At 41.8% G+C, this 24,812-nt stretch carries 29 protein-coding genes; 6 read left to right on the top strand and 23 right to left on the bottom strand.

Going from position 1 to position 24,812, the window contains the following annotated elements; all coding sequences use genetic code 11:
• Positions 1-428: 428 nt before the first annotated feature.
• Both FHS68_RS25965 and FHS68_RS25960 read left to right on the top strand, forming a co-directional pair.
• The gene (locus tag FHS68_RS25965) at positions 429-767 is read left to right on the top strand and encodes a spondin domain-containing protein (protein WP_167277143.1); all 339 of its coding nucleotides are present in this window, start codon (positions 429-431) and stop codon (positions 765-767) included.
• A 77-nt stretch (positions 768-844) separates the two neighbouring features.
• Complete coding sequence (locus tag FHS68_RS25960; protein WP_167277140.1) at positions 845-1,729, top strand: helix-turn-helix domain-containing protein; 885 nt, start codon at positions 845-847, stop codon at positions 1,727-1,729.
• Between the two features lie 435 nt (positions 1,730-2,164).
• On the opposite strand, the gene FHS68_RS25955 is transcribed toward FHS68_RS25960, so the two are convergent.
• The 5 genes from FHS68_RS25955 to FHS68_RS25935 form a co-directional block, all read right to left on the bottom strand.
• A complete protein-coding gene (locus tag FHS68_RS25955) occupies positions 2,165-3,400 on the bottom strand; it encodes a glycosyltransferase (protein ID WP_167277137.1) in 1,236 nt (411 codons plus the stop codon).
• Between the two features lie 74 nt (positions 3,401-3,474).
• A complete protein-coding gene (locus FHS68_RS25950; RefSeq protein WP_167277134.1) occupies positions 3,475-3,939 on the bottom strand; it encodes a GbsR/MarR family transcriptional regulator in 465 nt (154 codons plus the stop codon).
• Positions 3,940-4,128: 189 nt separating this feature from the next.
• Positions 4,129-5,376 (bottom strand): RNA polymerase sigma factor, encoded by a 1,248-nt coding sequence (locus FHS68_RS25945; RefSeq protein ID WP_208408463.1) that lies wholly within the window; start codon positions 5,374-5,376, stop codon positions 4,129-4,131.
• A gap of 8 nt (positions 5,377-5,384) precedes the next feature.
• Positions 5,385-5,888, bottom strand: coding sequence for a nuclear transport factor 2 family protein (locus FHS68_RS25940; RefSeq protein WP_167277131.1), 504 nt, complete (start codon positions 5,886-5,888; stop codon positions 5,385-5,387).
• Between the two features lie 27 nt (positions 5,889-5,915).
• A complete protein-coding gene (locus FHS68_RS25935) occupies positions 5,916-6,272 on the bottom strand; it encodes a YciI family protein (RefSeq protein ID WP_167277129.1) in 357 nt (118 codons plus the stop codon).
• 720 nt (positions 6,273-6,992) lie between these two features.
• On the opposite strand from FHS68_RS25935, the gene FHS68_RS25930 reads away from it, so the two are divergent.
• Positions 6,993-8,240, top strand: coding sequence for a S41 family peptidase (locus FHS68_RS25930; RefSeq protein WP_167277126.1), 1,248 nt, complete (start codon positions 6,993-6,995; stop codon positions 8,238-8,240).
• 341 nt (positions 8,241-8,581) lie between these two features.
• On the opposite strand, the gene FHS68_RS25925 is transcribed toward FHS68_RS25930, so the two are convergent.
• The 6 genes from FHS68_RS25925 to FHS68_RS25900 all read right to left on the bottom strand — a co-directional run bounded on the left by FHS68_RS25925 (position 8,582) and on the right by FHS68_RS25900 (position 12,191).
• Positions 8,582-8,878, bottom strand: a complete 297-nt coding sequence (locus FHS68_RS25925; RefSeq protein ID WP_167277123.1) for an antibiotic biosynthesis monooxygenase — start codon at positions 8,876-8,878, stop codon at positions 8,582-8,584.
• A 42-nt stretch (positions 8,879-8,920) separates the two neighbouring features.
• On the bottom strand, positions 8,921-9,682 hold the full coding sequence (locus FHS68_RS25920; RefSeq protein ID WP_167277120.1) for an oxidoreductase: 762 nt from the start codon (positions 9,680-9,682) through the stop codon (positions 8,921-8,923).
• Positions 9,683-9,795: 113 nt separating this feature from the next.
• Positions 9,796-10,386, bottom strand: coding sequence for a Crp/Fnr family transcriptional regulator (locus tag FHS68_RS25915; protein ID WP_167277117.1), 591 nt, complete (start codon positions 10,384-10,386; stop codon positions 9,796-9,798).
• Between the two features lie 762 nt (positions 10,387-11,148).
• Entirely contained in the window at positions 11,149-11,376 is a 228-nt protein-coding gene (locus FHS68_RS25910) for a Tn3 family transposase (RefSeq protein WP_167277114.1), read from the bottom strand.
• A complete protein-coding gene (locus tag FHS68_RS25905) occupies positions 11,373-11,759 on the bottom strand; it encodes a DoxX family protein (protein WP_167277111.1) in 387 nt (128 codons plus the stop codon). Before FHS68_RS25905 ends, FHS68_RS25910 begins: the two co-directional genes overlap by 4 nt.
• 6 nt (positions 11,760-11,765) lie before the next feature.
• Positions 11,766-12,191: a VOC family protein gene (locus tag FHS68_RS25900; protein WP_167277108.1), complete on the bottom strand. Its 426-nt coding sequence runs from the start codon at positions 12,189-12,191 to the stop codon at positions 11,766-11,768.
• Positions 12,192-12,297: 106 nt separating this feature from the next.
• Here FHS68_RS25900 and FHS68_RS25895 point away from each other — a divergent pair, with 106 nt between their 5' ends.
• Positions 12,298-13,266 (top strand): GlxA family transcriptional regulator, encoded by a 969-nt coding sequence (locus tag FHS68_RS25895; protein ID WP_167277106.1) that lies wholly within the window; start codon positions 12,298-12,300, stop codon positions 13,264-13,266.
• Here the strand turns inward: FHS68_RS25895 and FHS68_RS26895 are convergent.
• The 3 genes from FHS68_RS26895 to FHS68_RS25880 form a co-directional block, all read right to left on the bottom strand.
• Entirely contained in the window at positions 13,261-13,497 is a 237-nt protein-coding gene (locus FHS68_RS26895) for a DUF1097 family protein (protein ID WP_167277103.1), read from the bottom strand. The two genes, FHS68_RS25895 and FHS68_RS26895, sit on opposite strands and share 6 nt — an antisense overlap.
• Positions 13,470-13,592 carry a hypothetical protein gene (locus FHS68_RS26890; RefSeq protein WP_167277100.1) on the bottom strand — a complete coding sequence of 41 codons (123 nt, stop codon included), beginning with the start codon at positions 13,590-13,592 and terminating at the stop codon, positions 13,470-13,472. The genes FHS68_RS26895 and FHS68_RS26890 overlap by 28 nt, the downstream gene beginning before the upstream one ends.
• 233 nt (positions 13,593-13,825) lie before the next feature.
• Positions 13,826-14,116 carry a Crp/Fnr family transcriptional regulator gene (locus FHS68_RS25880; protein ID WP_167277097.1) on the bottom strand — a complete coding sequence of 97 codons (291 nt, stop codon included), beginning with the start codon at positions 14,114-14,116 and terminating at the stop codon, positions 13,826-13,828.
• Positions 14,117-14,439: 323 nt separating this feature from the next.
• Here FHS68_RS25880 and istA point away from each other — a divergent pair, with 323 nt between their 5' ends.
• Together istA and istB are read left to right on the top strand one after the other, a co-directional pair.
• A complete protein-coding gene (gene istA, locus FHS68_RS25875) occupies positions 14,440-16,008 on the top strand; it encodes an IS21 family transposase (RefSeq protein ID WP_208408461.1) in 1,569 nt (522 codons plus the stop codon).
• A gap of 25 nt (positions 16,009-16,033) precedes the next feature.
• Complete coding sequence (gene istB, locus FHS68_RS25870; RefSeq protein ID WP_167277094.1) at positions 16,034-16,765, top strand: IS21-like element helper ATPase IstB; 732 nt, start codon at positions 16,034-16,036, stop codon at positions 16,763-16,765.
• A 1,071-nt stretch (positions 16,766-17,836) separates the two neighbouring features.
• Here the strand turns inward: istB and FHS68_RS25865 are convergent.
• From FHS68_RS25865 to FHS68_RS25825, 9 genes are all read right to left on the bottom strand, one after another.
• Positions 17,837-18,226 carry a VOC family protein gene (locus tag FHS68_RS25865; RefSeq protein WP_167277092.1) on the bottom strand — a complete coding sequence of 130 codons (390 nt, stop codon included), beginning with the start codon at positions 18,224-18,226 and terminating at the stop codon, positions 17,837-17,839.
• 111 nt (positions 18,227-18,337) lie between these two features.
• Positions 18,338-18,709, bottom strand: a complete 372-nt coding sequence (locus FHS68_RS25860; protein ID WP_167277089.1) for a nuclear transport factor 2 family protein — start codon at positions 18,707-18,709, stop codon at positions 18,338-18,340.
• Between the two features lie 5 nt (positions 18,710-18,714).
• Entirely contained in the window at positions 18,715-19,602 is an 888-nt protein-coding gene (locus FHS68_RS25855) for a dienelactone hydrolase family protein (protein WP_167277086.1), read from the bottom strand.
• 47 nt (positions 19,603-19,649) lie between these two features.
• On the bottom strand, positions 19,650-20,273 hold the full coding sequence (locus tag FHS68_RS25850; protein ID WP_167277083.1) for an NAD(P)H-dependent oxidoreductase: 624 nt from the start codon (positions 20,271-20,273) through the stop codon (positions 19,650-19,652).
• A gap of 7 nt (positions 20,274-20,280) precedes the next feature.
• Positions 20,281-21,027 carry a GNAT family N-acetyltransferase gene (locus tag FHS68_RS25845; RefSeq protein WP_167277080.1) on the bottom strand — a complete coding sequence of 249 codons (747 nt, stop codon included), beginning with the start codon at positions 21,025-21,027 and terminating at the stop codon, positions 20,281-20,283.
• On the bottom strand, positions 21,024-21,473 hold the full coding sequence (locus tag FHS68_RS25840; protein WP_167277076.1) for a DMT family transporter: 450 nt from the start codon (positions 21,471-21,473) through the stop codon (positions 21,024-21,026). Before FHS68_RS25840 ends, FHS68_RS25845 begins: the two co-directional genes overlap by 4 nt.
• Positions 21,474-21,531: 58 nt before the next feature.
• Positions 21,532-22,125, bottom strand: a complete 594-nt coding sequence (locus FHS68_RS25835; RefSeq protein WP_167277073.1) for a Crp/Fnr family transcriptional regulator — start codon at positions 22,123-22,125, stop codon at positions 21,532-21,534.
• Between the two features lie 527 nt (positions 22,126-22,652).
• Complete coding sequence (locus tag FHS68_RS25830; RefSeq protein ID WP_167277070.1) at positions 22,653-23,561, bottom strand: IS3 family transposase; 909 nt, start codon at positions 23,559-23,561, stop codon at positions 22,653-22,655.
• Positions 23,558-23,890: a helix-turn-helix domain-containing protein gene (locus FHS68_RS25825; RefSeq protein WP_167277067.1), complete on the bottom strand. Its 333-nt coding sequence runs from the start codon at positions 23,888-23,890 to the stop codon at positions 23,558-23,560. Before FHS68_RS25825 ends, FHS68_RS25830 begins: the two co-directional genes overlap by 4 nt.
• Positions 23,891-24,812 lie beyond the last annotated feature (922 nt).

Here is a 24,812-nt window from a genome sequence, read left to right as displayed (position 1 = left end):
CTGGATTTGCGGTGCCTTGACGATTAAAACACATCTGGAACGGCCAACGAAACGCCTTTCAGCCCGGGCGTGTGATCGGTTTCCTATATTGTTGGGGGTAATTTGTTAAGCGCGTCACCATTGTACTCAGAAGGTATGCCGACGGCTAATGGTTTGACCTCGATTGCTGAAATGGGAGATAATATGCCTTTAAGTACTTATATTAAATCAAAAACCAGCATTTTTACACCACTCTCACCAATACTGGTAGTAGTTTACAATTGAATCGACAACCCGATTTTCAAGGTTGGGGAAAACGACAGGGGAGAAGGACTTAAAAGGCTGGCTCAACAGGGGAATGCCACAGACCTTGCTGCATTTTTGGAAACAAAACGGGCGTTAAAAGCGTCTATATCCTGGCGGCACCTACTACCACGGTGCTTCTTCCAATGATCAACGGCGCGCCAGGCAGCAGTGTTTCCAAGGAGCTTTCGGTTGCAAGTGGAGACCGCCTGGCGATTGCCACCATGTACGGGTTTTCGAATGACTGGTTTTTTACCAGTGTGGATAACGGTGTGGATCCGGCCCAGAAAGGGGATATTTCTTCAAGTATCAAATTATACGACAACGGAACTGCGCTAGACCAATTCCCGGGAGGTGGCCTTACCCAGTTTAATCTGGCGGTAACCCCGCTGGCGGAAAGTAAACCCATTGCAGCAGTACCAAACCCAAATCCTTACACGACGCTTCCTGCTATTTCTGACTTTATCAAAGTCACCATCAAGTAAATGACGCAAATCAAAGTCCATACATTTATCTTTGATAAGGGGTAAATGCATGGCTTATGTTTTAAACCGAAAAATATATGAAATGGCAATTTGAAGACCGGATGACATACGGCCAGTTTAAAGTCAGCGTTGGTGAAGGATCGCTTAAAGGCGATGGGCTTCTCAATGGGAGCAAGGAAGTACTATCTACGATTGTCCTGAATACTGGCTCGGACCAGCAGGTTGTGATTGATAAAATCACCCATACATTTCCCTCCGGCTCAATCCTTCCGCTTGTCTCAAACCAGCACTTCTTATTCAATAATCCACAGCCTTTGATCGCCTGGCAGTTTAACAGGAGTTTTTACTGTATTGCCGACCACGACGCCGAAGTGGGTTGTGTGGGTTTTCTGTTTTACGGCATTCAAAATCCGCTTTTTATTGCTCTGTCAGAACAGGAAATGAAAGGGATTTCAATCATCCAAACCATGTGTGTGGAAGATATGTCAGTCAAAGACAAGATGCAGGGCGAGATGCTGCGTACGCTTTTGAAGCGGCTGATCATCAAAGTCACACGGATCGCCAAAAGGCAAACAGAAAATTACGACTGCTTCACAGAAGAGAAAATGGATGTAATCCGCATGTTCAATTTGCTGGTCGAAGCCAATTACCGCTCACAGCACGAGGTGCAGTTTTATGCCCAGGCCATGAACAAGTCGCCCAAGACACTTACCAATATCTTTGGATTATGCAATTATCCTTCTCCCTCCAAGCTTATCCAGAGACGAATCATTTCAGAGGCCAAGCGTTATCTCTATTTCACCAATAAATCGGCAAAGGAGATTGCCTGTGAGCTAGGATTTACTAGTATGGCTCATTTCAGCCGGTTTTTCAAGCTAAATGCAGGGATTAATTTTTCAGAATTTAGAGGGCAGCAGTTACTCACGACTGAAAGCCAATTCAAATTGCCCAAACACTTGTAAAAAGAACTATGGAGAAGACAATGTTGATTTTTATCAGAACACTCTAACGAGTATTATGTATAAATGTAAGGAAGATTAATAGCTAGATGCCCAGATGTGAAGATTAGGGAGTCTTACTTAGAATGTTAGAACAATTGATAATCTGAAAAGCAATGATTTGTTTACATTCTGGAATGGCTTAAATTATTCACTGATAGCCTCTTAATTTGGCCAAGGTTCTTATTGAAATCAGATATAACCCGATTGCAATGGCAACAATATGGACAAGCTATTTGTTATATATTTTGCTGTTATAGCAGCCAAGATCGCAACTATCCAGAGGCTAAACACATATTTTGTCCAAGGTAGCTTATTCATTTGCCTATTAATGACGTCACTATTCATTGCTTCGACTCTGATATTCCTTCCTTTAACGCACTCCATAAAACCTGGGAGTTATGTGGAGAGAATTGGCTTTTCAATCAGTTCGATAGCATTATCAATTCCATTCTCAGTGTGCAGCAAATCAGCCATCCGCCGGCTGTTATTATAAAGATTTGGTTTAGTCAGCAGTTCATATCCGGCAGTAATCAACTGGTCCTGTGTTAATTTTTTTAAAGGTATTGGTTTAAGCGCGCAGCCTTTTTGAAAAGCTAATTGTCCCCAAAAATGCTGGTCCCCCATGGGGTAAAGCACCGGACAAGTCAAAAATGGTTTTCCTGCACGAAGACATTCCGCCATCGTACCAATTCCACCGTGGTGAATCACTGCTTTTACACGAGGGAGTAATTTTTCATATGGAGCCGACTCGATGATCTTAATGGATTTATATTCCTTTAAATCGCCTGTATTTTCAAACCCCCATCCTTTAACTATGATTATGCGTGTGTTTAGCTTTTCAGCGAGCTGAATCATTGCTTGCTGCATGTTCAGCTTAGTTGCCAATGGCATACTGCCAAAGGTCACTAGCAAGGGCGGAGAACCTTCTTGTAGAAATTTCATCACGTCAGGGCTAAGTGTAGCAGGAGATTCACCATACCAGAATCCTGTGAAATGGCTATTAGCAGGATAGTCGCCAGGCTCTTTTAACAAATGGTGGCTTACACCATAAATAGATGGAAGTTCTTTATAATCTTCTGTTAGCGAAGACAGCCCATTTTCCTGCCGAAATTTCAGGACGGGTTTATGCATCATCCGGTAGCTAAATTCAGTCAATTTATAGCTGAATTTATTGAGCATCGACGGTAGGCCAACACCGCTCAAAACAGGATTAACGAATTCTGCTGTCGGCTCAAAAGCAGGAATGACGTTTGCACGGATCATTTTGTTTGGAAACTGATCCGCAAAGAATCCAGCAAGGGTTTTGCCATGGAATAAAATCTTATCACTCTGTAGGGAAACTTTATAAAAAGTGTCCAGCGCACTCTGGATCATGGGATGCACCCAACGACCAAAGTTTCTTTGTGCAAGAATCGGATTTCTCATCATTTGCTTCCCTTCCTCAGAGTCGAGGAGGGCTTGAAAATCAGCATCGACCGGCACAAAGTCCAATTTGTACGATCTGGCCAATGATTCAAAATTTCTGGCAGTTGATAATACCACCTGGTGTCCCCGCCGTTGAAGAGCTTCTCCCAATACGGCATAAGGCTGAACATCACCACGAGTTCCTAAGGTCAACAAGGCAATTTTCATGAGTGATCAATTTAAATTTAAATAAAGTGAATTGGTTTTTTTAGTTCTTGATAAAAAGAACTAGTTAGGTAAATTTAAACTGCTTTGTTGTTGTGCATTTTAATTTGTCTCCATCGTTCAAGGATAATCGGAAATTCAACAATCATCATTTTGTACAAGCTAGAAACATTGTTCAATTCTTGGGCAAACTCGTCTTCAAGGCCCCTGCTGGCGCGGATGTCATCAAGCATAAGGCAATAGTTTTTGAATCTAGAAGTCATCTCCTGCTGATCGAGCATTTTCTTAAAATTGATGTGAAAATAGCGTTTGCGCTGCCCGCCAACTGTTTTTGACTCAATCATATTAACTGCCAACAAGAACTTTAACGCGTTCGAAATAGCACTTTTACTTACTTTAAAATAGCTAACCATATCTTCAAACGTAGCCTGATCTTGTTGACTAAATAACAAATACACAAATACACGGGCTGCTACAGGACTTAATCCCATGCCTTCCATGACAACCCCATAATCTTCTATTTTACTTCTGTGATTTTCCAACCTAAGTTAATTCTTGAATCCAAAGCTAATCATTTTAAATTGGTTCTCGAATAAGAGAACCAAAATATTATCTTTGGATATGAGGTAGGTTTGGTAATATTTCCGAATCGTCTTCAAAAAAATACGGTGGTTTTTATGTACTCTCAGCGCCTCCAATTTTTCTTCCCTTCTAGAGCGGGGCCGGTATCCTCAGACGTCATTTCTAAATCTTAGTCGTTCGATTTTCCTTTGCAACACTTGTTTGTCGGTTTTTGATTTAGTCAAGGCAACAGCCTGCTTGTAGTGATTGAGCGCTATTTCGATGTCTATACTGGCGTACAAGTAGCCCAACAGCCCGTGATAAAAACCATTATCTATTAAACTCAGTTTTTCAACTTCCCGAATTGCTTTATCGTGACCGTAAACCTTTGCGTATGCAAAGGCCCTGTTTAACGCTGTCACGGGAGAATACTCGATTAATATAAGCTCATTGTAGAGCTGAAGGATATATTTCCACTTGTTCTCATCATTCGGTGTGGTGTGCCAATAGGCGATGCTGGCTTCCAAATGATACTTGGAAATATGACCTCCTTTGAATGCGTTGACCAGGTAATAATTCCCTTTTTCGGTCAATGCTTTGTCCCATAAGTCTTTGTTTTGTTCATCAAACAACACAGCTGCTCCATCTTTGTCCACCCGCGCTTCCAGTCTCGAACTTTGAAAACACATTAAAGAAAGTAGTGCATTTGTTTGGGGCAGATTGGTGTCCGGGTTTTCAGCTAAGATCAACGTGAGCCTGATGGCTTCTGAGCAAAGCTCCTCCCGGATGAACTGACTTTTGTTTTTCGAAAAATAACCTTCGTTGAACAGCAGGTATAAAGTCTTTAATACTGTATCTAACCGGGATGTGACTTCATCTTTATTCAATGGCTCAATCCGAAAATTATCGGTTCGCAGACTCGCTCTTGCTCGGAGCAATCGTTTTTTTATAGTCTCTTGTTTTGTAAGAAAAGCATTGGCTATCTCTTCAACACTGAAACCGCACAGGACCTGAAGGGCCAAACAAATTTGTCCTTCGGTTGAATTAGCTGGGTTACAGACAGAAAAAATCATCGCCAGTTGACTATCAGAGATTGTCTTCTCATCAAGCGCCAGTTCTTCCTGTGCGACAGATTCATCAGACATAACTATGTCTTGGACCTGATTTTCGAAAATTGCTAAGCGCTTAAAGTGATCTTTGGTTTTATTTTTAGCCACAACATAAAGCCACGCGGTAGGGTTCTCTGGTATCCCATTGATCATCCAAGTTTCGTAGGCTTTCAGGAAGGTATCGCTTGCAATGTCTTCGGCGATTTCAATGTACTTAAAACCAAACTGACGACATATTACCGCCGTCAGCTTGGTATATTCCAATCTAAATAAATGTGGCAACAAATTGTGGCTCACGCTTTCGTCCATCCCATTTCTTACTGATATGCTTTTAAGTAGTTATCAAGGAAACCCATCGCTTTGGCAAATCTCAAAGGATCAGAAAAATACTCTCTTTCTTTTACAATTTTCCCATTACGTAACTCGGCATAGGCGGTAACCTCAAAATTTTCGGTGGAAGCACTTGTTGTCACTACATCAAACGAGTAAACTGAGCAGACAGCATCACCATTAACAAACTGGCGCTCGATCTTATATGTCTTCTTTGTACTGATGAACATTTGCACCTTCGTTATGAAGTCATTTGCTCCCCTTGCTGTTGAGAACGGGTTATCAAAAACAAAATCACGGTCAAGAAGATCTGAAAGACCCGCGCCCTTATTGTTCTCTATAAAAATGATGTGGAGAAATTTGTTGATGATTTCAAGGGATCTCTCATCACCACCCTTTTCAACTTTTGAATTTGCACCTATGGTCTGGCCAAAACTGTTGCCCGCATGCAATAAACCAAGTGCCAGTGTATAAATGAATAGCTTTTTCACTTGAAGCAGTTAAGTACGCTTTTAGATTTAATTGGTATCCTCGGACGCCACTAGGGCTCTTACTTCGACGTTGCCACCGATTGTTAATGCTGGGCATCCTTTTGCCATTGCGACAGCCTCATCGAGGTCGGTCGCTTTTATAATCGAATACCCATTGATAAACTCTTTTAGTTCGGTATAAGGTCCATCCGTCACTACATTATCAGGTCTGACGGTTTTGCTTTGAGATATCGAGAGCCGGTTGCCCCGATCTACCAGCTTGTTCTGTGCAGCTATGCCACCCAACCAATTCATCCATTCGGTCAACACCTGCTGCATCTGTTCGGGTGAAGGCTGTACTGCTGGGTTGAGGCTGTTTCGGAAGATTAATGCGAATTCTTTCATTTTTGATAAGATTTTGTTGTTTATGCCTCTATGACGATCGGCAATTCAGAACGGGGACAAGATTTATAATTTTTTTGACATAGATGTGACGCAGCTCACTGTATGTCTAAAAGCAGGTAATGGTCGAATGAAGAATAACTTTTGCTTCAAGAGCGGTCCGCTAATCTCGAAATGTATTAGTTCGGGGCCTGCATAAGTAAATCTCCATATTGTTAAGTATTAACTGCGTTTCATCTTCATACAACGTCGGGTATCTGTGGCGATGATGCACCGACAGCGGTTAAACCTGCCTGTCTAACGTTCGAGGGTTTCATGAGACAATTATTCTATGGTTTTGATAACAAGTCTTTGATCTTAGTCGCACTTTGTAACTATAGAAGTTGCACAATCATTCATCCCACTTTGTAGTTGTGGGCGATCATTGTTTCAAATGTCCGAAATTGAACAAGAAATTTCAGCACACATCCTTCTGAGTGCAAATAAACGGGTTTTAAATTGTGGTATTAGATTTGAACAATCCCTAATGGCTATGTGGATAATCGATTGATTGTCCTGCAATAAGTTGGAGCAAAATGCTCTGACCGATCTTCCCAAATAGCATTGTTCAACCTATACTAATAATCTGTTATGACACTTATTCGAGTGGCTCTATGGCTAATTATTTCCTTACTATGCGTAAGCACATCAGGTCTTGCCCAGCGTTCCACTGATCCTCCGTTAATGAGTCAGCCTCTCACTAAAAAACTTATTGATAGTGTGGAGCGTGCTTTAACTAGGTTTTATATTTTCCCTGATAAAGCAGCCTTGATGGGCAAACAATTGCAGACAAAATTCAAACAGGGCCGGTACGATACAATCACAAATCCAAACAAGCTAGCCGCTCAATTGGGCCAGGATCTGCAATCAGTGTACGCGGACGGTCATATGTTCGTGCGCTATGATCCGGATTTTGCCAAGGAGTTAACGGAGATTGATCCGAACAGGAGAAGAATCGAGGACTCACTCGCTCTGATCGATGCAGTGGACGAAAATTTCGGTTTGAATAAAGTAGAAATTCTGGACGGTAACATTGGTTATGTGCCGGTTTACAGCTTTACCTCATTTACCGAACGGGCACGGCCATCTTTTGTCTCGGCCTTACGTTTCCTTTCCCAGACACGGGCACTGATTATTGATATGCGTTACAATGGAGGGGGTAGTCCGGACATGGTGAGCCAACTGGGCAGCTATTTCTTTTCTGCTCGAACGCCTTTTACGACCATCGAAAACCGGGTCAGGGATTCTACATTTGTATATTGGGCGGATCCGGCCAAGGCAGATGGCTTGTACTTATCCATGCCGGTTTATATCCTGACCAGCCACAGCACCTTTTCGGCGGCCGAAGACTTCAGTTACAGTATGCAGCAAGCCAAACGAGCGCTGATCGTAGGTGATACTACAGGAGGTGGAGCGCATCCGGCAAGGCCATTTCAACTCGGCCAGGGTTTTTTGATTAATCTACCCTTCGCACAGTCCATCAACCCGTATTCCAAAACCAATTGGGAGGGCATCGGTGTATTACCTAATATTCCTACGCAGTCCGGCGGTGCATTGGAAAAAGCCCAGGAGCTGATCTTAACCACGGCGATGAAACAAACGTCAAGTGACATTCAGAAAAGAAAGCTGCAATGGGCCGTCCACGAGCTGAAAGCCCGCCAGCAGCAATTTGTTGTTGCCGCGAGTGCATTAGCTAAATTTTCGGGTAATTATGATGGCTTGTTGGTCTATGTGAAAAATAGTAAGCTATGGTGTAAAAACACGGGCCGGGGCAATGAAATTACCTCCCTTAATCCAATTATGCAAGATTGGTTTACGCTCAATGAACAGGTTCATTTCCAATTCATAAAGGGTCCCGATGATAAAACGTCTGGGTTAAAAATGCATTGGCGCGATGGACGGGAAACGCCGGTTGACAAAATTGGAAATTAAAGCCAGCAACGCCGTGCTGATACAATCAAGCAGAAGGCGCAGCTGCCCGGTTTAACAGACTGTTTCCTTGCCACAGGTGATTGGCAAAACAATCCTCACATATATGTTAGGGAATTTGGAAAAGTCAGTTCCCCAGGCTTCTACTTTTTCTGTCTCATAAAACGTCCGATCGGTGCGACTTTTTAAACCAGGAAGGGAAGGGGACAAGTGTCTCACGTTCGAAGATTTTATGAGAACTGCCTAACGTGTAAAGGACAAGTGACTCAGGAATAAGGCTTTTGAGTCAATTCATAAGACAGGACGAAACATTTGTCTCATCCCGTCTTAAATTGTATCAACGCTTACAATAAGATTTCAAAAACCATATCCTGTTTTGGATTAAAAGCTTGAATCTTTTTAGCAATGGGGGAAACACTTGCCAGCTCCATCACAAACTTTTGAAAACTCTCAGAAGAGTCCCAAGTGGCATAATTGATTAAAACCGTCCTTTCCTGATTTTGGTGAATTTTGGCTGAAATGAAACCTGGAAAGCGGCTTACTTCTTTCTCGAAGAAATCGCGGATCTGGGAAACCAGTGTTTCAAGTTCTTCCTCTTTTAACTCAAATCGCACAATAACATTCAGCTGTTTATTTATCATAATCTAAGTGAATCAATGTTAGGAACTCATCAGTGCCGCCAGTTAAGCCAGATCACCAAAACCACCGGTAACAAAATGGTCGTGTCCGGTAATATAGGAAGCGCGGTCTGAAACGAGAAAAGCAATTGTTTCAGCTATTTCCTGGGCTGTACCAATTCTGCGCAGTGGGATTCCTCCAAATAGTTGTTCAACTGTGATGCCCATTCCGGTGGCTAGCAGCTTGCGTCCATCATCTCCCCCTTCGGTTGCGATCGCACCTGGAGTAACTAAGTTTACCCGTACACCGGCTGGTGCAAGTTCCCCGGCCGAAGACCCGGTGTAGCTGTCGAGGGCTGCTTTTGCTGCTCCATAATGGGCAAGGAAACCATGAAAAGGAAGCAGGCCGCCTGCTGATATATTTACAATAGCCCCCGAGCGGCTTCGACGAAGAGCAGGTAATAAAGGTTTTGTTACCCGTACAGCACTCATAAAGTTGATCAATAGGGACTCAATCCACTCTTCGTCTGATATGGACTCAATTCCAGGAAGTATAGGCGTAGTCGCTCCCACGTTATTGACAAGAATATCTAGCCCGCCAAGGGTTTCCAAGGCTTCTTCTGCAACGGCAGTTGCGCCAGCCAGCGTGCTCACGTCACCCTGAATAAAGCTTGCATTGGTCGGAGTCTGCTCGTGGCGCGAGCGTGCAGAAACTGCTACGGTAGCACCTCCGTCCAGTAAGCGCTGGGCAGTGGCAGCTCCAATTCCGCGCGAACCGCCTGTTATAAGCACTTTTTTCCCTTCAAATTCATTTGCGTAGTCAATCATGTTTTCTCAGTTTTTAATGGCCTAATTGAACCACACAAAACTAAGTTTGACTATCGAAAGAAAATGTGAAGTAGAATACCAAATGTGTGTGAATTAGTTCACATACAGGTTGTTCACTTTTTTGTCGCAATTTTTTGATTTCGGATTTTAGACAAAAATTCCCGAGTCATGCCTAAATAAGACGCGATAATGTAAAGCGGAATCCGTTGCACGAGCTCCGGGTTATTCTTAGCAAATTCTGCATATCGTTCTTCTGCTGACAAGCTTAACTGTGATATGACCCGCCGCTGTATTGCAACTGCTATCTGCTGGGCCCTTTGCATCATCGTAAGGGCGAAGTGCGGTATTTCTTTCAACAATAATTGTTCACTCTCATAACTCCACTGGATGAGCGTACTATCCTCAATCGCTTCTACAAATAACGTCGCAGGTTCTTTGTATAAAAAACTTCCTGGATCTCCGATCATTGCCCCTTCCACGGCTAGTGAGATGGTATGTTCCTGTCCATCAATACCAATAAAAAAAGCTCTGAGTGACCCGCTCACTACAAAGGTGCGATATCTTGATACAAAGCCAGGTTGCTCTACAAATTGTTTTCGCTTCACTTTATTAATCCTGAGTACCGACAGAAACAACTCCTTCTCCGCCTCATTAAGTCTTATGTGGGGAGCAATGTGATCAAGTATCGATGAAAACTCTTCCATGCAAGAGACTATTTTATGATAATCCGTAAAGTAATTTGTTTACATCAATAACCATGGAAAAATGATGAAGAATAAATGACTCAAAAAGGATTGGCACTCAAAATGACTGATTTGGCGAGCTTTTAAACTAAATGACTAAGGGAGCTATCTCACGTTCGAGGGTTTTATGATACACTACCACAACATCGGCTAATGCTATTGCATTTTCAATGCCAAAAAGCTTTCTTTGATATTAGCAGTAATAAGCATCGGTATTTGTTATTCTAGATCTCATGAATGAGACTATTCGTAACGCCATCCAAAAAGACTTATGGCGGTTTATGATCATCGGAAGTTTCTTGTTCTCTATATTTTGTGTTTTGGTCAAAGGCAATGTCCCAACTGAAAGACTACCACTTCGATATTATATGCTAGCCGGTGCAGCATCTCTGGCAGTTGAAGCAATTCTCTATCTCGCAATTAGGAACTGGTCGAAGCGCAGCAAAACTCGGGTCACCTGGTTAATAGTTTTTCTCTGGCTAGGAGTTTGTTTGATGCACGGAAGGGTTTAGACCATGATGCGCTAACTCAATCAGCTTGTCTCATTTAACGTCCGAAATCTGATTCATTGTGCGAGCTAATACGGTCATAAAATACAGTATCAGGATTGGTGGGTTTGTGAGATTGTCTTTCAAATCTACCCATCCTTGCTTACCTTCATCGGAACAGTGACATCTAACAGGGGTTCTTTTAGTAAATGGACAAAAAATAGCGTTAAGTGATTTACGTTCTCAACGGGCGTAAGCCGTTATCCTTAAATTGCCCTACTTTTTGAAAAGTATATCTGCCTAACCGGTTAATATGTGCAAACCTGGCCGGAGAAAGATGCTCAAACCGGGTCGCCGGGCGATCATTTTCATCGACCGTATGGCCATCCGCCTGATGTTTTTTAAGTACTTCCTGAGTATATACCGTATTCCAAACCACAACCAAATTTGTCAGAACATTCAAGCAGACCGAATACCCCTTGTATATTGTAATTTCTTATGGTATAATAGATAAGAGCCACTTAGCAAGAAAATCGCCAACAAGGGAAAAAGTAAATCAGTAAAAGGTTGTTCTGTAGCAATTTGAGAATAAATCGCACCTATGATATCAAATGTCAAACCTGCATAGGCCCATTCTTTCAGCCGGGGATATTTGGGGTTAACCACAGCAATAAGTCCAAGGAGACGGGCCACCCCTAGAAAGGGAGCCAGATAGGTCGGAAAGTCGATATCTGTTAATTGCTTAAGAGAAGCAGGGTGTGATACAATCCCGTACACCGAACCAATGCCTAAGGCAGGAATTAAAATGCCGGTGCAAATCCAATAATATACTTTGACTTTTTTCACTTGCTTTTATTTGTTAGGGCTATGAGTTATCATCCATTGAATACCAAATTTATCAGTGAGCATACCGACATAATCACCCCAGAAAGCTTTATTCATTGCCATGGTTACCTGGCCTTCCTGAGATAGTCCGTTGAAAAACTTATCCGCCTCTTTCTCAGATTCCGTAACTACAGTAAGGGTGATATTCGTACCCATATCCATTGTCTGCCCCATAGATTCCAACACGTCTGATGCTAATAGATGTGTGGTAGTACCCATCGGAAGAGACATATGCATTATCTTTTGCTGGTCTTCTTCAGAGATTTTGTCTCCTCCGGGCATATCTTTAAATCTTTGGATGAGAGTGAAATCACTACCGAAAATTGATTTGTAAAAGAGCATCGCTTCTTCTGTGTTGCCCCTAAAGTTTACATAAGGATTGATCGTTATCATATAATTGTTGTTTTACTCTACAAAGGTAGATACAGAAAAATCCTGGGGGCCATGCAATTACGTCAAACTAACATGGCGATTGCGACAAAATTGATATATTTGCTATGTGAAAGAGATCTCGCTTATTATTCCTCATAAAGCTCTGATATCCTCTGTGGAAGATGCAAGACAGATGTTTTCAAGGGTAAACGAGCATCTCCGACAGCAGGGCAAGCAAGCGATGTTTAATGTTAAATTAGTTGGCCTCACCAGGGAAGTAAGTTTGGGAGGTGGCCAATATGTGATAAAAACCGATGCCATGATAGGAGATATAGCTCGACCTGATTTGATTTTAATCCCCTCAATCGATGAAGAAATTATCCCTCTTTTAACTTTTAATTTAAGATTTAACCCCTGGATTATCAGCAATTATTTGAAGGGTTCCGAAATCGCAAGCCTCTGTACAGGGTCTTTTCTGTTGGCTTCCACTGGGTTGTTGAAGGAAAATTATTGTGCTACGCACTGGCATTATGCGAATGAATTCAGAGCGTATTTTCCTAACGTTAAACTTGTTGAATACAAAATACTCACCGAGCAAAATGGAATTTATACGAGTGGTGGTTCTACGTCTTATTGGAACTTGCTTTTGCATCTTGTTGAGAAATATACTGACAAAGCAACAGCGGTATGGGCTTCAAAATATTTCGCCTTAGATATAAGCAGAAATAGTCAGTCGCAGTATGCCATTTTCAACGGACAAAAGGAACATAAGGATAAAGAGGTTCTTACCGTTCAAGAATTCATAGAATTGAATTATGGTGAAAAAATGACCGTGGAAGTATTGTCAAGTTTGGTTAATATCGGTAGACGGACTTTTGAAAGAAGATTTAGAAAGGCAACTAACAATGCAATTATTGAATATATTCAAAGGGTAAAGATCGAAGTTGCAAAAAAGCTACTTGAGGCGGGTCGAAAAACAGTAAACGAAGTGATGTTTGAGGTGGGTTATACGGATACTAATGCCTTCAGGGAGCTGTTTCTCAAAATAGCCGGATTAACGCCTTTCGAGTATCGAAATAAATATAATAAGTTATAGAGGCAGAAAATTTTGACAAGTAAAATATACCCCAACCATGATGACTGTTACGGAACAATGAAACAATAATGGGCCGAACTTCCGCTCAAGATAGTTTCCATAACAAATAATGACGATGGCAATCGAAATCCCGAGCATTTGTTGAATATAAATGAGTAAACTCGACTTTATATCTTGTCCAAACAGATAATAGCTAGTCCAGGCTAAGAATAAAACCCAGGTAATGTCCATTCTTTTAATAAATTAAATCCTGGGATTAGCAATACAACAACCCCGAGTGTTTTCCAAACACCTAGAATAACGGAAACGTAGCCCGGATATCCCATTTTTATTAATAAAGCGAAATAAGGGTTTGCTTCAAAATATCATTAATTCCTTCATTAGGGAATACCAATGATATGAGCCCTGTAATTATCCAGTATGCTACCAGACTCCTCTTTGAATTGTTTTTTAGTTTTGATGATTGCTTTGCTTCTGCCTGCGCCATTTTTATAGTATCTGCATAATGACGCAATTTTACCAAGAATAATTTTATTATATTTTTACAAATGATAAAAAATCATTTTCCACTCCGAATTCTGCTCAGAGACACCTGCGTTATTCCAAGATAGTTTGCAATGTCTCCAAGACGTATTCTTTGAAGCAAGCCATTACTTTCGGTAACGAATATATTATAGCGTTCCCTGGCATTTTCTTCCAGCATCTCACTTATTCTTTTCATCATCCCTAAAGTTCCGAAAGAGAACAGTTTACTAAAAAGCGCTTCAATAGAATGATGTTTTTTACAAGGAGTAAGCACATCGTCTCTATGAATTTGCAATATTTCGGTATTTTCTAAGGCAATAAGCATGTATTTCGATGGTTTTTGAGTGATGTAACTGCTGAACTCTGTAAAAATGATATTTTCTTTAAAAAAGTGGATATTCCTCTCCAAAGTACTCCACGATTCCTCTGAAATGACGCCATTTATTCCTGCGCAAAGGACGCCACTGGTTTGCTGAAAAGTGTCGGATTTTGACAGGAGTTTATGTATGGATTTCTGGTTGAAAAACCTGTAAAAGCATAGATTCCTCGTGAAAGTACGCCACTTATTCCTTGGCAAAGTACGCCACTGAGCAGAGAGTTTAACCGCCCATTACCATATTGTTTAGGTGTTACCTAACCCCTTATGGAATGGCCAATAGACTCCTGAGCATGCATAAATTACGACAGATACTTATTTTCCTGGAGCGAGGGGTATCGATTCGCAACATCGAAAAAGAAGTAAAAATATCAAGGAAGACCATTGGGCTTTACCAGCAGAAATTCCTGCAAACGGGCCTTGGGTTTCAACAGCTTCTGCTTGTCAAAGACCAAGAACTGGAACGCCTGATCAACGTTGAGCGTGCTAGCATACCAGAGGATACTGACCCCAGGAAAGCCCAGTTCTATGGTCAGATCGACTATTTTGCGCATGAATTGAAAGATACCGGTGTTACCCGGTTACTTCTGTGGGAGGAATATATCAGGGAAAATCCAGGGGGCCTTCAGTACTCTAGGTTCTGCAAACTTTTACAGGAACATCTCAAAATTGCCCAGGCCTCCATGCATTTTGAGCACCATCCGGCAAAGATGATGCAGGTGGATTTTGCTGGCGACCCTCTATATTTTGTGGATACTTCAAGCGGTGAGCTGATCGCATGCCCTGTCTTCGTGGCTGTATTGCCTTCTAGCGGATACGGATATGTAGAAGCCTTGCCGAACATGAAACTAGCCCAGGTCGTGAAGGCATTGAACAACGCATTGGCCTATTTTGGCGGTGTACCATTAGGGGCCAAATCCGATAATATGAAACAGTGGGTATCGCGTAGCTCGCGTTACGAGCCCACCTTTACTGATATGCTGGAACAATGGGCCAGCCACAACCATATTGCCCTTTACGCTGCCCGCCCACATAAACCCAAGGACAAGGCGGCCGTGGAGAATTTTGTTAAAATCACCTACCGCCGTATTTACGCCCACTTACGTAACGACACCTTCCATAATTTGGCTAGCCTCAATGCAGCCATTAAAGAGAAGCTGGCATTGCATCACCAGATGAACTTCCAGAAAAAGACGTTCAGCCGCCTGGAATTATTTACTGCCCAGGAAGCCCCGCAGCTTCAACCTTTACCGGAATCACCCTATCAAGTCCGGCACTACACCAAAGCCAAAGTCCAAAAGAACTATCATGTGGTCATCGGTGAAGACTGGCACTTTTATAGCGTCCCGTTCCGCTACATTGGCAAAGAGGTGCGGATTGCTTATTGCGAAGACACTGTTGAGATTTACCATGATAACCAGCGGATTGCCTTGCACAGCAGGAATTATCGGAGCCATGGATATACCACTTTGAAAGAGCATATGCCGCAGGCACATCAGGTTGTGTCCAGGCAACAGGGCTGGGACCCGGAATACTACCTGAGAAAAGCCAGCGAGAACGGTCCCTGCACCTACGAGTTCTTCAAAAAGGTCATGGATAGCAAACTAATCATCGACCAGTCCTATACTTCCTGTCTAGGCCTGTTAAGACTGATCAAATCCTATGGGGCCGTCCGGATGGAAAATGCCTGTAAGCGCGCTTTAACGGGTTATAAGTTCAGTTACATCGCTGTAAAAAACATCCTGGACCATAATATGGACCTGATCCAGGACCTGGAAAGTAAGGAATACCGTATCCCTGAGCACCCTAATCTAAGAGGGCCCGAAGCCTATCAAGAATAATTATTATCACTATAACCTGTTCAAAATGAATACACAAAACACCCTGGACCTATTAAGGTTGCTCAAACTGGCCGGCATGGCAAAACGCTATGAGGCCGTTCTCTCATTACCTGTCCACGAACTGGTCGATGTACACTCCCTGGTTGGCGTCATCACACAAGCCGAAGTCGAATATCGGCAACATGCAAAAACCTCAAAATACCTGAAGGCCAGCAAACTCCGCTACAATGCCCTGCCGGAAGACATCCTGTGCACACCCGACAGAGGGATTATAAGGGAACAAGTTCTGAGGCTGTCAGACGGAATGTTCATCGAAAAGGGAGAGAATATCTTGATAACGGGTGCTACCGGCTGTGGCAAGAGCTTTTTGGCCTGCGCCTTGGGCCGTAGTGCTTGTCTGCTGGGATTACGGACCCAGTACTTCGGGATGAACAAATTCCTGGACGCCCTGGCGCAAGCCCGGCTTGACGGCACCTATCTGAAATGGATCAGGGCGATATCAGCAAACAAACTGTTGATCCTGGACGACTTTGGGTTAAAGCAACTGACCAACGATGCTAGGATCGCCCTGCTGGATATACTGGAAGACCGCTACGGCAATGGTTCTACAATCATAACCTCGCAACTTCCAGTGGACAACTGGTACAACTTCATAGACGAGCCAACGCTCGCAGATGCGATCATGGACCGGCTCTCAGCATCCGCTCATAGAATTGCCTTAACTGGAAAATCACTGAGAAAAAGAAAAAATCAGTAAGTTTAAATTATCACTCTCGCTCAGTGCCATTAAGCCACTTTTGGGTGGCGTACTTTGCTCAGGAATTAATGGCGTCTTTTGCCCAGGAACACTGGAGTACTTTCGCAGGAATATCTAAAAAAGGTCATAATAAATTCCTTATCATCATTGTAGATGATTGATTTTACCGGGCCTGACTGAATAAAATAGAAATGCTGGCGCACTTTATCAGCTTTAAAGCAAAAACTCTCCTTTGTAATAAGTTTTTGCTTTAAAAGCCTTTAATAAATTCGATTTAGCATTTGTATCAATAGTAATTATGCTATTTAAAAGGTTGTTTAGGTCTGTCATTTCTATACTGCTTTTTAATACTTCTTTAACTCGCTTCAATATTCAAGAAATGAGGAAAAACACTCCATTAATACCAAATCACTTTTCGTCAGGTGACTTTACTGAATGGGCAGAAATGCACTTTTTACAAGCCTACCTTATAATAAGTCAAGATATTTGAACTGATCAAATTGACCAAGCAGGCTTCATTGAAGAATGGTTATTTTGAAGGTATCTTATGCTTGGTTGAGTATTCTGGTTTTGAAATATTCGATACCTCTTGCCCTTTGTGAAAATATGTAAAATAACAGCGTGACGTATCGGTATACTGCTTTGATACAAGACTACAAGGCATAACTGCCTACCGTTGAGGGATAAATTACTTATTCTGCGTTCAAGGTTATTTATTTTTTGCAAACACTGTACAATAGCCGGCATATTTCTTTCAAAGCCACCAGGTAAAAAAATTCAGTAGACCCGCTTTTTCGTCGCTTAGATTTTTAAAATCATGGATCTTTTTGCAGGAATTCTTAGAAAGGTTCCCTTTTTAGCTCCAATCCATTTATCTACAATGAGTATCGACGTAGTTCCTTCTAATCCATAGAATATTTCGTCGTTGACATCGTGCTGGTGGGCAACTGATCCGTCGGACTCAGGTTCTAGCCACCATCCTAAAATACTATATTTTTCATCTGTTTCGACACAAAGTAGAGTAAAGGCTTTAATTGCTTTTGTTATAAGAATTGAATTACTTCGATTGTATTAACCTTTATACTCATGGAATTCACTAATGGTCCAATAGTAACCGTCAGGATCTCTAAGTGAAAATTCGTTTTTGGTTGAGTTTGGATTTAATTGGATTTCTTCTTCAATAGGATAGCGCATTTTCTCGACATTCTGTCGAATATCGTTCAAGTTGTTAGTCCTGAAATAAAGGATAAGACCGTTTCCGGGAGCGATAGCCGGGTTTATCATAGTAGGGTGCCCATGTTCTCCCCATTTATGAAGACAGATTAGAACATCATCATTTTCAGACACCAGGATATCAAATTTATTTCCTCCATGCCTACTTCTGCATCGAAATACTTCTTGGTACCATTTAGAGCTGGCTTCGATATCTTTTACAGCTATTATTGGGTCGACTTTTATCATCGCATAGCTTTGCTTTTTAACCTGAGTATTCTACCATACCTCATGCAGCGTGAATACGCAAATCACTATTTTACTGGTCACAGCCCCTAAAACAGAACTGTTAGTGACCCGTTATTGTTTTGCTTCTACAACAGCCAGATTATTTATAATTTTCCATTCGTTGTCAACGTCAAGCACCAGCGAGTTGTACGACAAGAAATCGTTTTCAGCACTTTCCAAACGTAGCTTTACACTTGCGATAGTGCTACCCTCGTCAATACTTTCAATTTTTATTTTTCTGGGGAGCCCACCGAAAATGCCTTCTCTGATATTTGAGAGATATTTTTCTCTATCGATTATCGTAACCCCCGAAGTTCCCATAAATCCGTTATTGGTTACTCTAAAGTCCTTATGCAAAACTTTGTCTAATATAACTGTATCCCTATTATCGCCGCCTTTAACAAAATTTATAACCGCCTGCTCTATCTTTTCTCTCGTATTCATAATTCTTATTTCAATTTCCTTTCAAAAAATTCAATGGTACGTTTCCAGGACAGTTCCGCTGCGGCTTTTTCATAACGGGGCGTGGTATCATTGTGGAAACCATGATTTGTTTGAGGATATATATAAGTGGTATACGCTTTATTACTTGCTTTCAATGCCGCTTCGTATGCCGGCCACCCGGCGTTATAACTGGTATCCAATTCTGCATAATGCAAAAGAAGCGGAGCCTTAATATGAGGCACATCTTCCACTGGTGGTTGTCCCCCGTAGAAAGGTACTGCGGCAGACAAGTCTGTGATTTTCACGGCCATTAAGTTAGCTATTGTTCCTCCAAAACAAAAACCTACTACTCCAATTTTCCCATTGCACTTTTCATGGTCTTTCAAATAGTGATATGCAGCAATAAAGTCTTCGAGCATTTCTTCGGTAGTACGTTTACTATGCATTTCCCTGCCTTCGTCATTACTACCGGGATAGCCCCCAAGCGGAGTTAGGGCATCAGGTGCAAGTGAAATAAAGCCTTCCAGAGCCACCCTTCTTGCCACATCCTCGATATGCGGGTTAAGCCCCCTATTTTCATGAACCACGATAATTCCCCGGAATTTCTTATTTAAATCGACCGGAAGCGACAGCAAAGCTTCTATATTTCCACCTCCTTTTGGAGACTGATAGCTCACATACTCTGATTGTATCCGTGGATCCCCGGGTGTAACCTGAACCTTTCCATCATAATCAGGCATTAAAAAATTTAACAGATCGGAAGCAGTCATCCCGCCAGCGGCATGTTCAGAAAGCTTCCGGGTAAAGTCCTCTTTGTTCAAACGGTTATGCACATAATCGTCATAGAGGTTAAATACTTCCTGTGAGATGTCTTCTTTTTTGATTTCTTTCATATAGTATCTATATAATTATTAAAAAGAGTGCTGTTGATCGAAAATGACTAAATCTGTTCGAATAGCAACGTAGCCGGTTTTCTCACTTTCTTTGAAGATTGATTTAAATCCTCTCCAGAGCGATAACCTACTGCTGCAATCACAACTGCATTAAGTCCTCTATCGGTAAATTCTAAGATGTGGTTGTATTTATTCGGCTCAAAGCCATCCATTGGACAAGCATCTATTTTGAGTTCGGCGCAAGCCATCAGGAGATTTGATAAGGCAAGGTAAGGCTGCATCTTTAACCAAGTCATCTTTTCTGCCTCAGGCTTCTCCGAAAGTTTAGCTTTCATAAACTCTGCATAGCCTGTTAAACTTTCCGGGTCTGGTTCCTGAACTTCTGCTTTTAATTGAATATAATCATCAATAAGTTTTGATTTTACATCCGTAAAATTACAGAACACAAATAAATGAGCACAGTCTTTAATTTGGTGCTGGCCTGATGACACCACTCGCAGTTTTTCTTTTAGTTGCCGGTTATCAATACTGAGAACTTTATACAATTGTACTCCGTAAGATGAAACTGAAAGACGGATTGCTTCTTTCAATTTCTCCAAATCTTGTCCGCTTACTTTTTTTGCCGGATTAAAGCTTTTTGTAGCATATCGACAGTTTAAATTTTTGAGCATTTCATAACTAAATGTCCTGATTCAGAATATAATTTTTAATAGTGAAGTCTTCTTTGAAACCCAGTTTATCATACAGGCCTTTTCCCATGACGGAGGCTTGTAAGATAATGTAAGAGGCTTCGAGGGTTGCAGCACGGTTCAAGACAAACTCCATAATTTCCTCAGCGAAACCCATTCTTCTCCTTTCCGGGATAACACCTACCCCGTAGACCCCAATTACATCGTTTGTTTGATAAACCATTGCCGTTCCTACTGGCTCTCCCTGATATGAAGCCAGATAAAATTCTATATCCTTATATGATTTTGTGGGAAGTTCTTCGCTTATCCGGTAGCCGAAGGCTTTCGGATAAACCTCTGCCCATACTTTCGCCTGTTCTGTACTTAAAACTCGTGCAAATTTTAAGTTCAATTGCTTTTTAGAGCGCTCTTGTAGTTTAAAAGACATCCCAATCAGCAGAGATCTTTCTGTAAAGCCTGCACGCTCTAAAATCTGACATGATGCACTTTTATCTATATCCCAATAGGGAACCACCAAATTTTTTGAGTTCGAATGGATCTGATCTTTAGCGGCTTCTGCACTCTCTTCTGTTATTTCTTGCCGGAACCAGAGGCGATTGGGCCAATCTGAATTCTCGACATAACAATAATTTAAGTTATCCGATTCAAAGCAGTATCCAAACGGCTTAGCTGCTTGTTGCCAAAATGAAAGCAGGTTATCAATATTGGCTTCTACGATATTCATCGTCTCTTTCATTTCAGTTTGATGAGTAATATTCCTGCCAGCATAAATGTTACACCTATTAATTTCCTAAAGGTTGACGGCTCGCTTGCTAAGTTTAACCAACCGTAATGGCCTGCCACAACAGCGAAAATCAACTGTCCGGACAGTCCTATAGAAATCATGGTTGAGAGGCCTAACTTGGGAATGATATAATAATATAGACTAATACCGAGCACACTAAAAAGTCCGCCGATAAACCATAAATAAAGAGGAACTTGTTTTATTGTACCCGGGCTCGGTAAAGTTTTTACCGTAAGCAAAACGATAGTCAGCGCGAACGCCGTACTGCTGACAGATTGGGCAACCGAAGCTAAAATAGGTTTCTTTAATATTTCACCCAAATGAGCATTAAAGACTACCTGAATAGCCAAAAATACACCTCCGATAAATGCTAAGATCGCCAGGAAGAATTGATTCATAGGCCAAAGGTAGGCTGATGGATTTACGGCGCCCTTTACATATGTTGATTCGGCTCGTTTATTTTAAATCTTTCCTGATCCTGCTTAGCTGAGTTGGGGTAATGCCGAGATGTGAGGCAATATGTTGCAGTGGAATTCTTTGGTCGACATTAGAATGTTGCGTGATAAATTTCAAATAACGGACCGTTGCGTTTTCTAATACCAGCGACACTTCCCTTTGTTCTTTTTCTATAATCCAGTTGCGTTCAAGGTAGGCAATATAAAAATTCTTCAAGTCATCGTTGTCGAAGATCAACTCCCGGTATTTATGATATTCCATACTGATAATTACGGAATCTTCTAAAGCTTCCAAGGTAAATGTTGAAGGTGTTTTTTGCATGGCGGACACCTTTGAGCCTGCAAAATCATTCTCTAGGAAAAGATTTTTGTTATAGATATTCCCGTTCAGATCTGCACAAAAAGCTCTTAAAATACCCTTACATATAAAGTAAAGTTTACGTGAAATTTCACCTTCTCTCAGTACAATTTCGCTCTTTTTAGGAGTTTCAAATCGAACTATCTCAAGGATATGAGACCAGGATTGTTCGGAAATGGGAGAATAACTCTCAAACTTCGATTTCAGGACTGATGTGTACCTATCTTCGTCAATCATATTGAAGTAAATTTACTTTTTATCATAATTTCTCTTTCTTAGGTTTCATCTAACGGATGTTCTGTCGGCGTGTCTCGTTGGCGTCTCATCGGTAAAATATAAGTGTTTGCCGATCCAGGAACGTTACTGTTCGCCCTAGGCGAAGCTTCTTATAAGCAAAAATACCCAATTCGGCGGTTAAGTCTGCATTGCGCTTTATTATGTTAGAGGTTGTTATTTGTGAATTTGATAGGCTGGCTTTATCCTATCCGGCAGCGAGCATTTTAGTGAATTTGCCTGTGTCCAATCGGGCTAGGTCAAATATTGGTAGGCCTTTTTAATATATCACCAGTCTCATTGAACGTCCGGTTTGGTAGGTATGGGATGACGGCCAAGATTCTGGACCAAACCTTGAAGAAGCGTTCTCAAATTGTCGTCTCACAAATCAATGTCTCATTTTCATGTAGCGTCCTAAAATAAGTTTACATTTTCGAATTGAATTTAGTAGTTCATGCTTATAGTCCTACCATTGGTTTACATTATCTCAACTAAAAATCAGCTGGCGATTTCAGATCTACTTCCCTTTTCTTGTAGTAATTCTTCCAGCGTCTTCGCAAGTCACCCGTCTGCTGATGGGCTTGCTGCGGGGTCATCATGTCACAACTGCTATGGGGGCGTAATGAATTATAGATCAGGACAGCTTGGGCAATCCCTTTTTTGGCTACAGCCAGGTTAGGATAGTGATCGGCTAATAGCTCCTGTTTCAATATCCCGTTCACCCGTTCCGCGATAGCGTTTTCCAATGGATCTCCACTTTGCGTCATGCTGATTTGGATGGTATTATCCTTTAAAAGATTGACATACTCCAGGCAACAATACTGCACGCCCCGGTCGCTGTGGTGAATCAATCCACTCGTGTCCGGGCAGTATTTCAAGGCCATCGACAATGCTTTTAGGCTGCCCATCGCACTCAGCGTTTCCGATACACAATATCCGACGATTTTTCGGCTATAAGCATCGGTCACTAAGCTCAAGTAAGCAAAGCCATCACCTACCAAAATATAAGTTATATCGCTCACCCATAATAAGTTGGGCGCCTTGGGTACATACTCACGTATCAGATTCGGGTACTTCTTCTGCCAGTGATTAGAAAAGGTAGTCTGAACCTTACGTCGACGCTTTTTTACTAATAGCTTATGCTCTCGTAGCAAGTCAAATAATGCATCTCGACCCATCTTTAGCTGGTGTTCCTGGACAAAACCCTGCATCAGCACGAGTAACTTTCTGGTGCCTAATCGGGGTTGCAGCGAGCGGTGGAGCAACACTTGCTGAATAACCAGCTCGGCTTCGAAGCAGGCCTGGCTATTATTTTTTTCGAATTGATAAAATGCCTGCCTACTATAACCAAGCAGTGCACACAACGCTGACAGGCTTTGTCGCTTTCCGTTGTGCCTCACTTTTTCGACCGCTTGGTGCCAAACTTTTTTCGGATCGGGACTTGCAGCTCATTCTCGGCAATATCGAGCATGGCATTCAGCAGCTTATTGCGTAGTTGTTCCTGCTCCAAAAGTTTTTGGAGTTTCTCAGCGGTGGGCGGTTGATTGAGTTTAGGCTTCATGAGATCTGAAGATAAGACCACACCTTTTAGTTTAGCCTGTTGTTGCGCTTGATACTTGAGCACACACCGATTTATGGTGGCTTTACTGATGCCATACTTCTTCTCCAGTTGCAGGTAGGTGCACCCACCCAGCAAGTATTCTCGTACTACTTTTTGTCGTTTGTTCATTTTACAGCTCAGTTAGGCTGTAAACCTATTTTAGGACATGACATCAGAAATTAGCTGAGTTGATGAGACATTTACATTCCCAACTACGTTGAGATTTCGCCTTCAGGAATGACCTGCCAGTAGATCAACAATAACCTTTGTTTATAGGAGGCAGGTGAAAATTTAATCGGTGGTATTTCCGTACTCTCCGAAGGCTTCATTTTTCTATTCCCGTAATTCCTAAAACAGGCATTTCATGCATTTTTTAATTACGCAATAGTGGTACAGTAAAACAAATTATCGAATACTACGAACTGGCAGGTTAAACTGTACTTTGAATGATGTTTGGATACTCTTGACTTTGAAGACAGGGCATACCAGTGTCTGCCGTTCCATGCTCTTGAGAAGCATATTGCAAGAGAAATTATCATAAGGGGCTACCCGGCCCTTCGATATAAAAGCTGGAATAAATGAAGATGGTTATAGGAACATCAAGAGGTGTTACCGTAGTCGGCAGGTGAATTTACCTATTGGGGCGAACAATCTATGAGCACATCAACATTATGTTGAAACGTAATAGAAATTGAGTAGGCTTCAAGTTGTCTTATCTGTGCAATGTTTATCAAGTTTATAATATCAGATTCGAACCGTCGGCCTCTTGTATGCCAAGAGGGTTTGGTTCTTCGCTAAATACGTTAACCTGCTATTTGTGATCTTCAACGAATGCAAGTAGTCAATGACAGCTGCAAAAAGGAAGGTTGGTTGCAATAAATAGATGCTTAGGAAAGTTTTGTTTCGGCGTTGTTCAAGCCGATTTCCGCTAAAAAACTATTGCAACTTTTATTGCAACCAAAAGAAAAAGGACTTAGCTTTTGAAGCTAAGTCCTTGATTTCCAAGTGGGCCCACCTGGAATCGAACCAGGCACCTACTGATTATGAGTCA

Source organism: Dyadobacter arcticus, assembly GCF_011762185.1.
Lineage (GTDB): Bacteria > Bacteroidota > Bacteroidia > Cytophagales > Spirosomataceae > Dyadobacter > Dyadobacter arcticus.
This window is presented reverse-complemented; position numbering and strand designations above follow the sequence as displayed.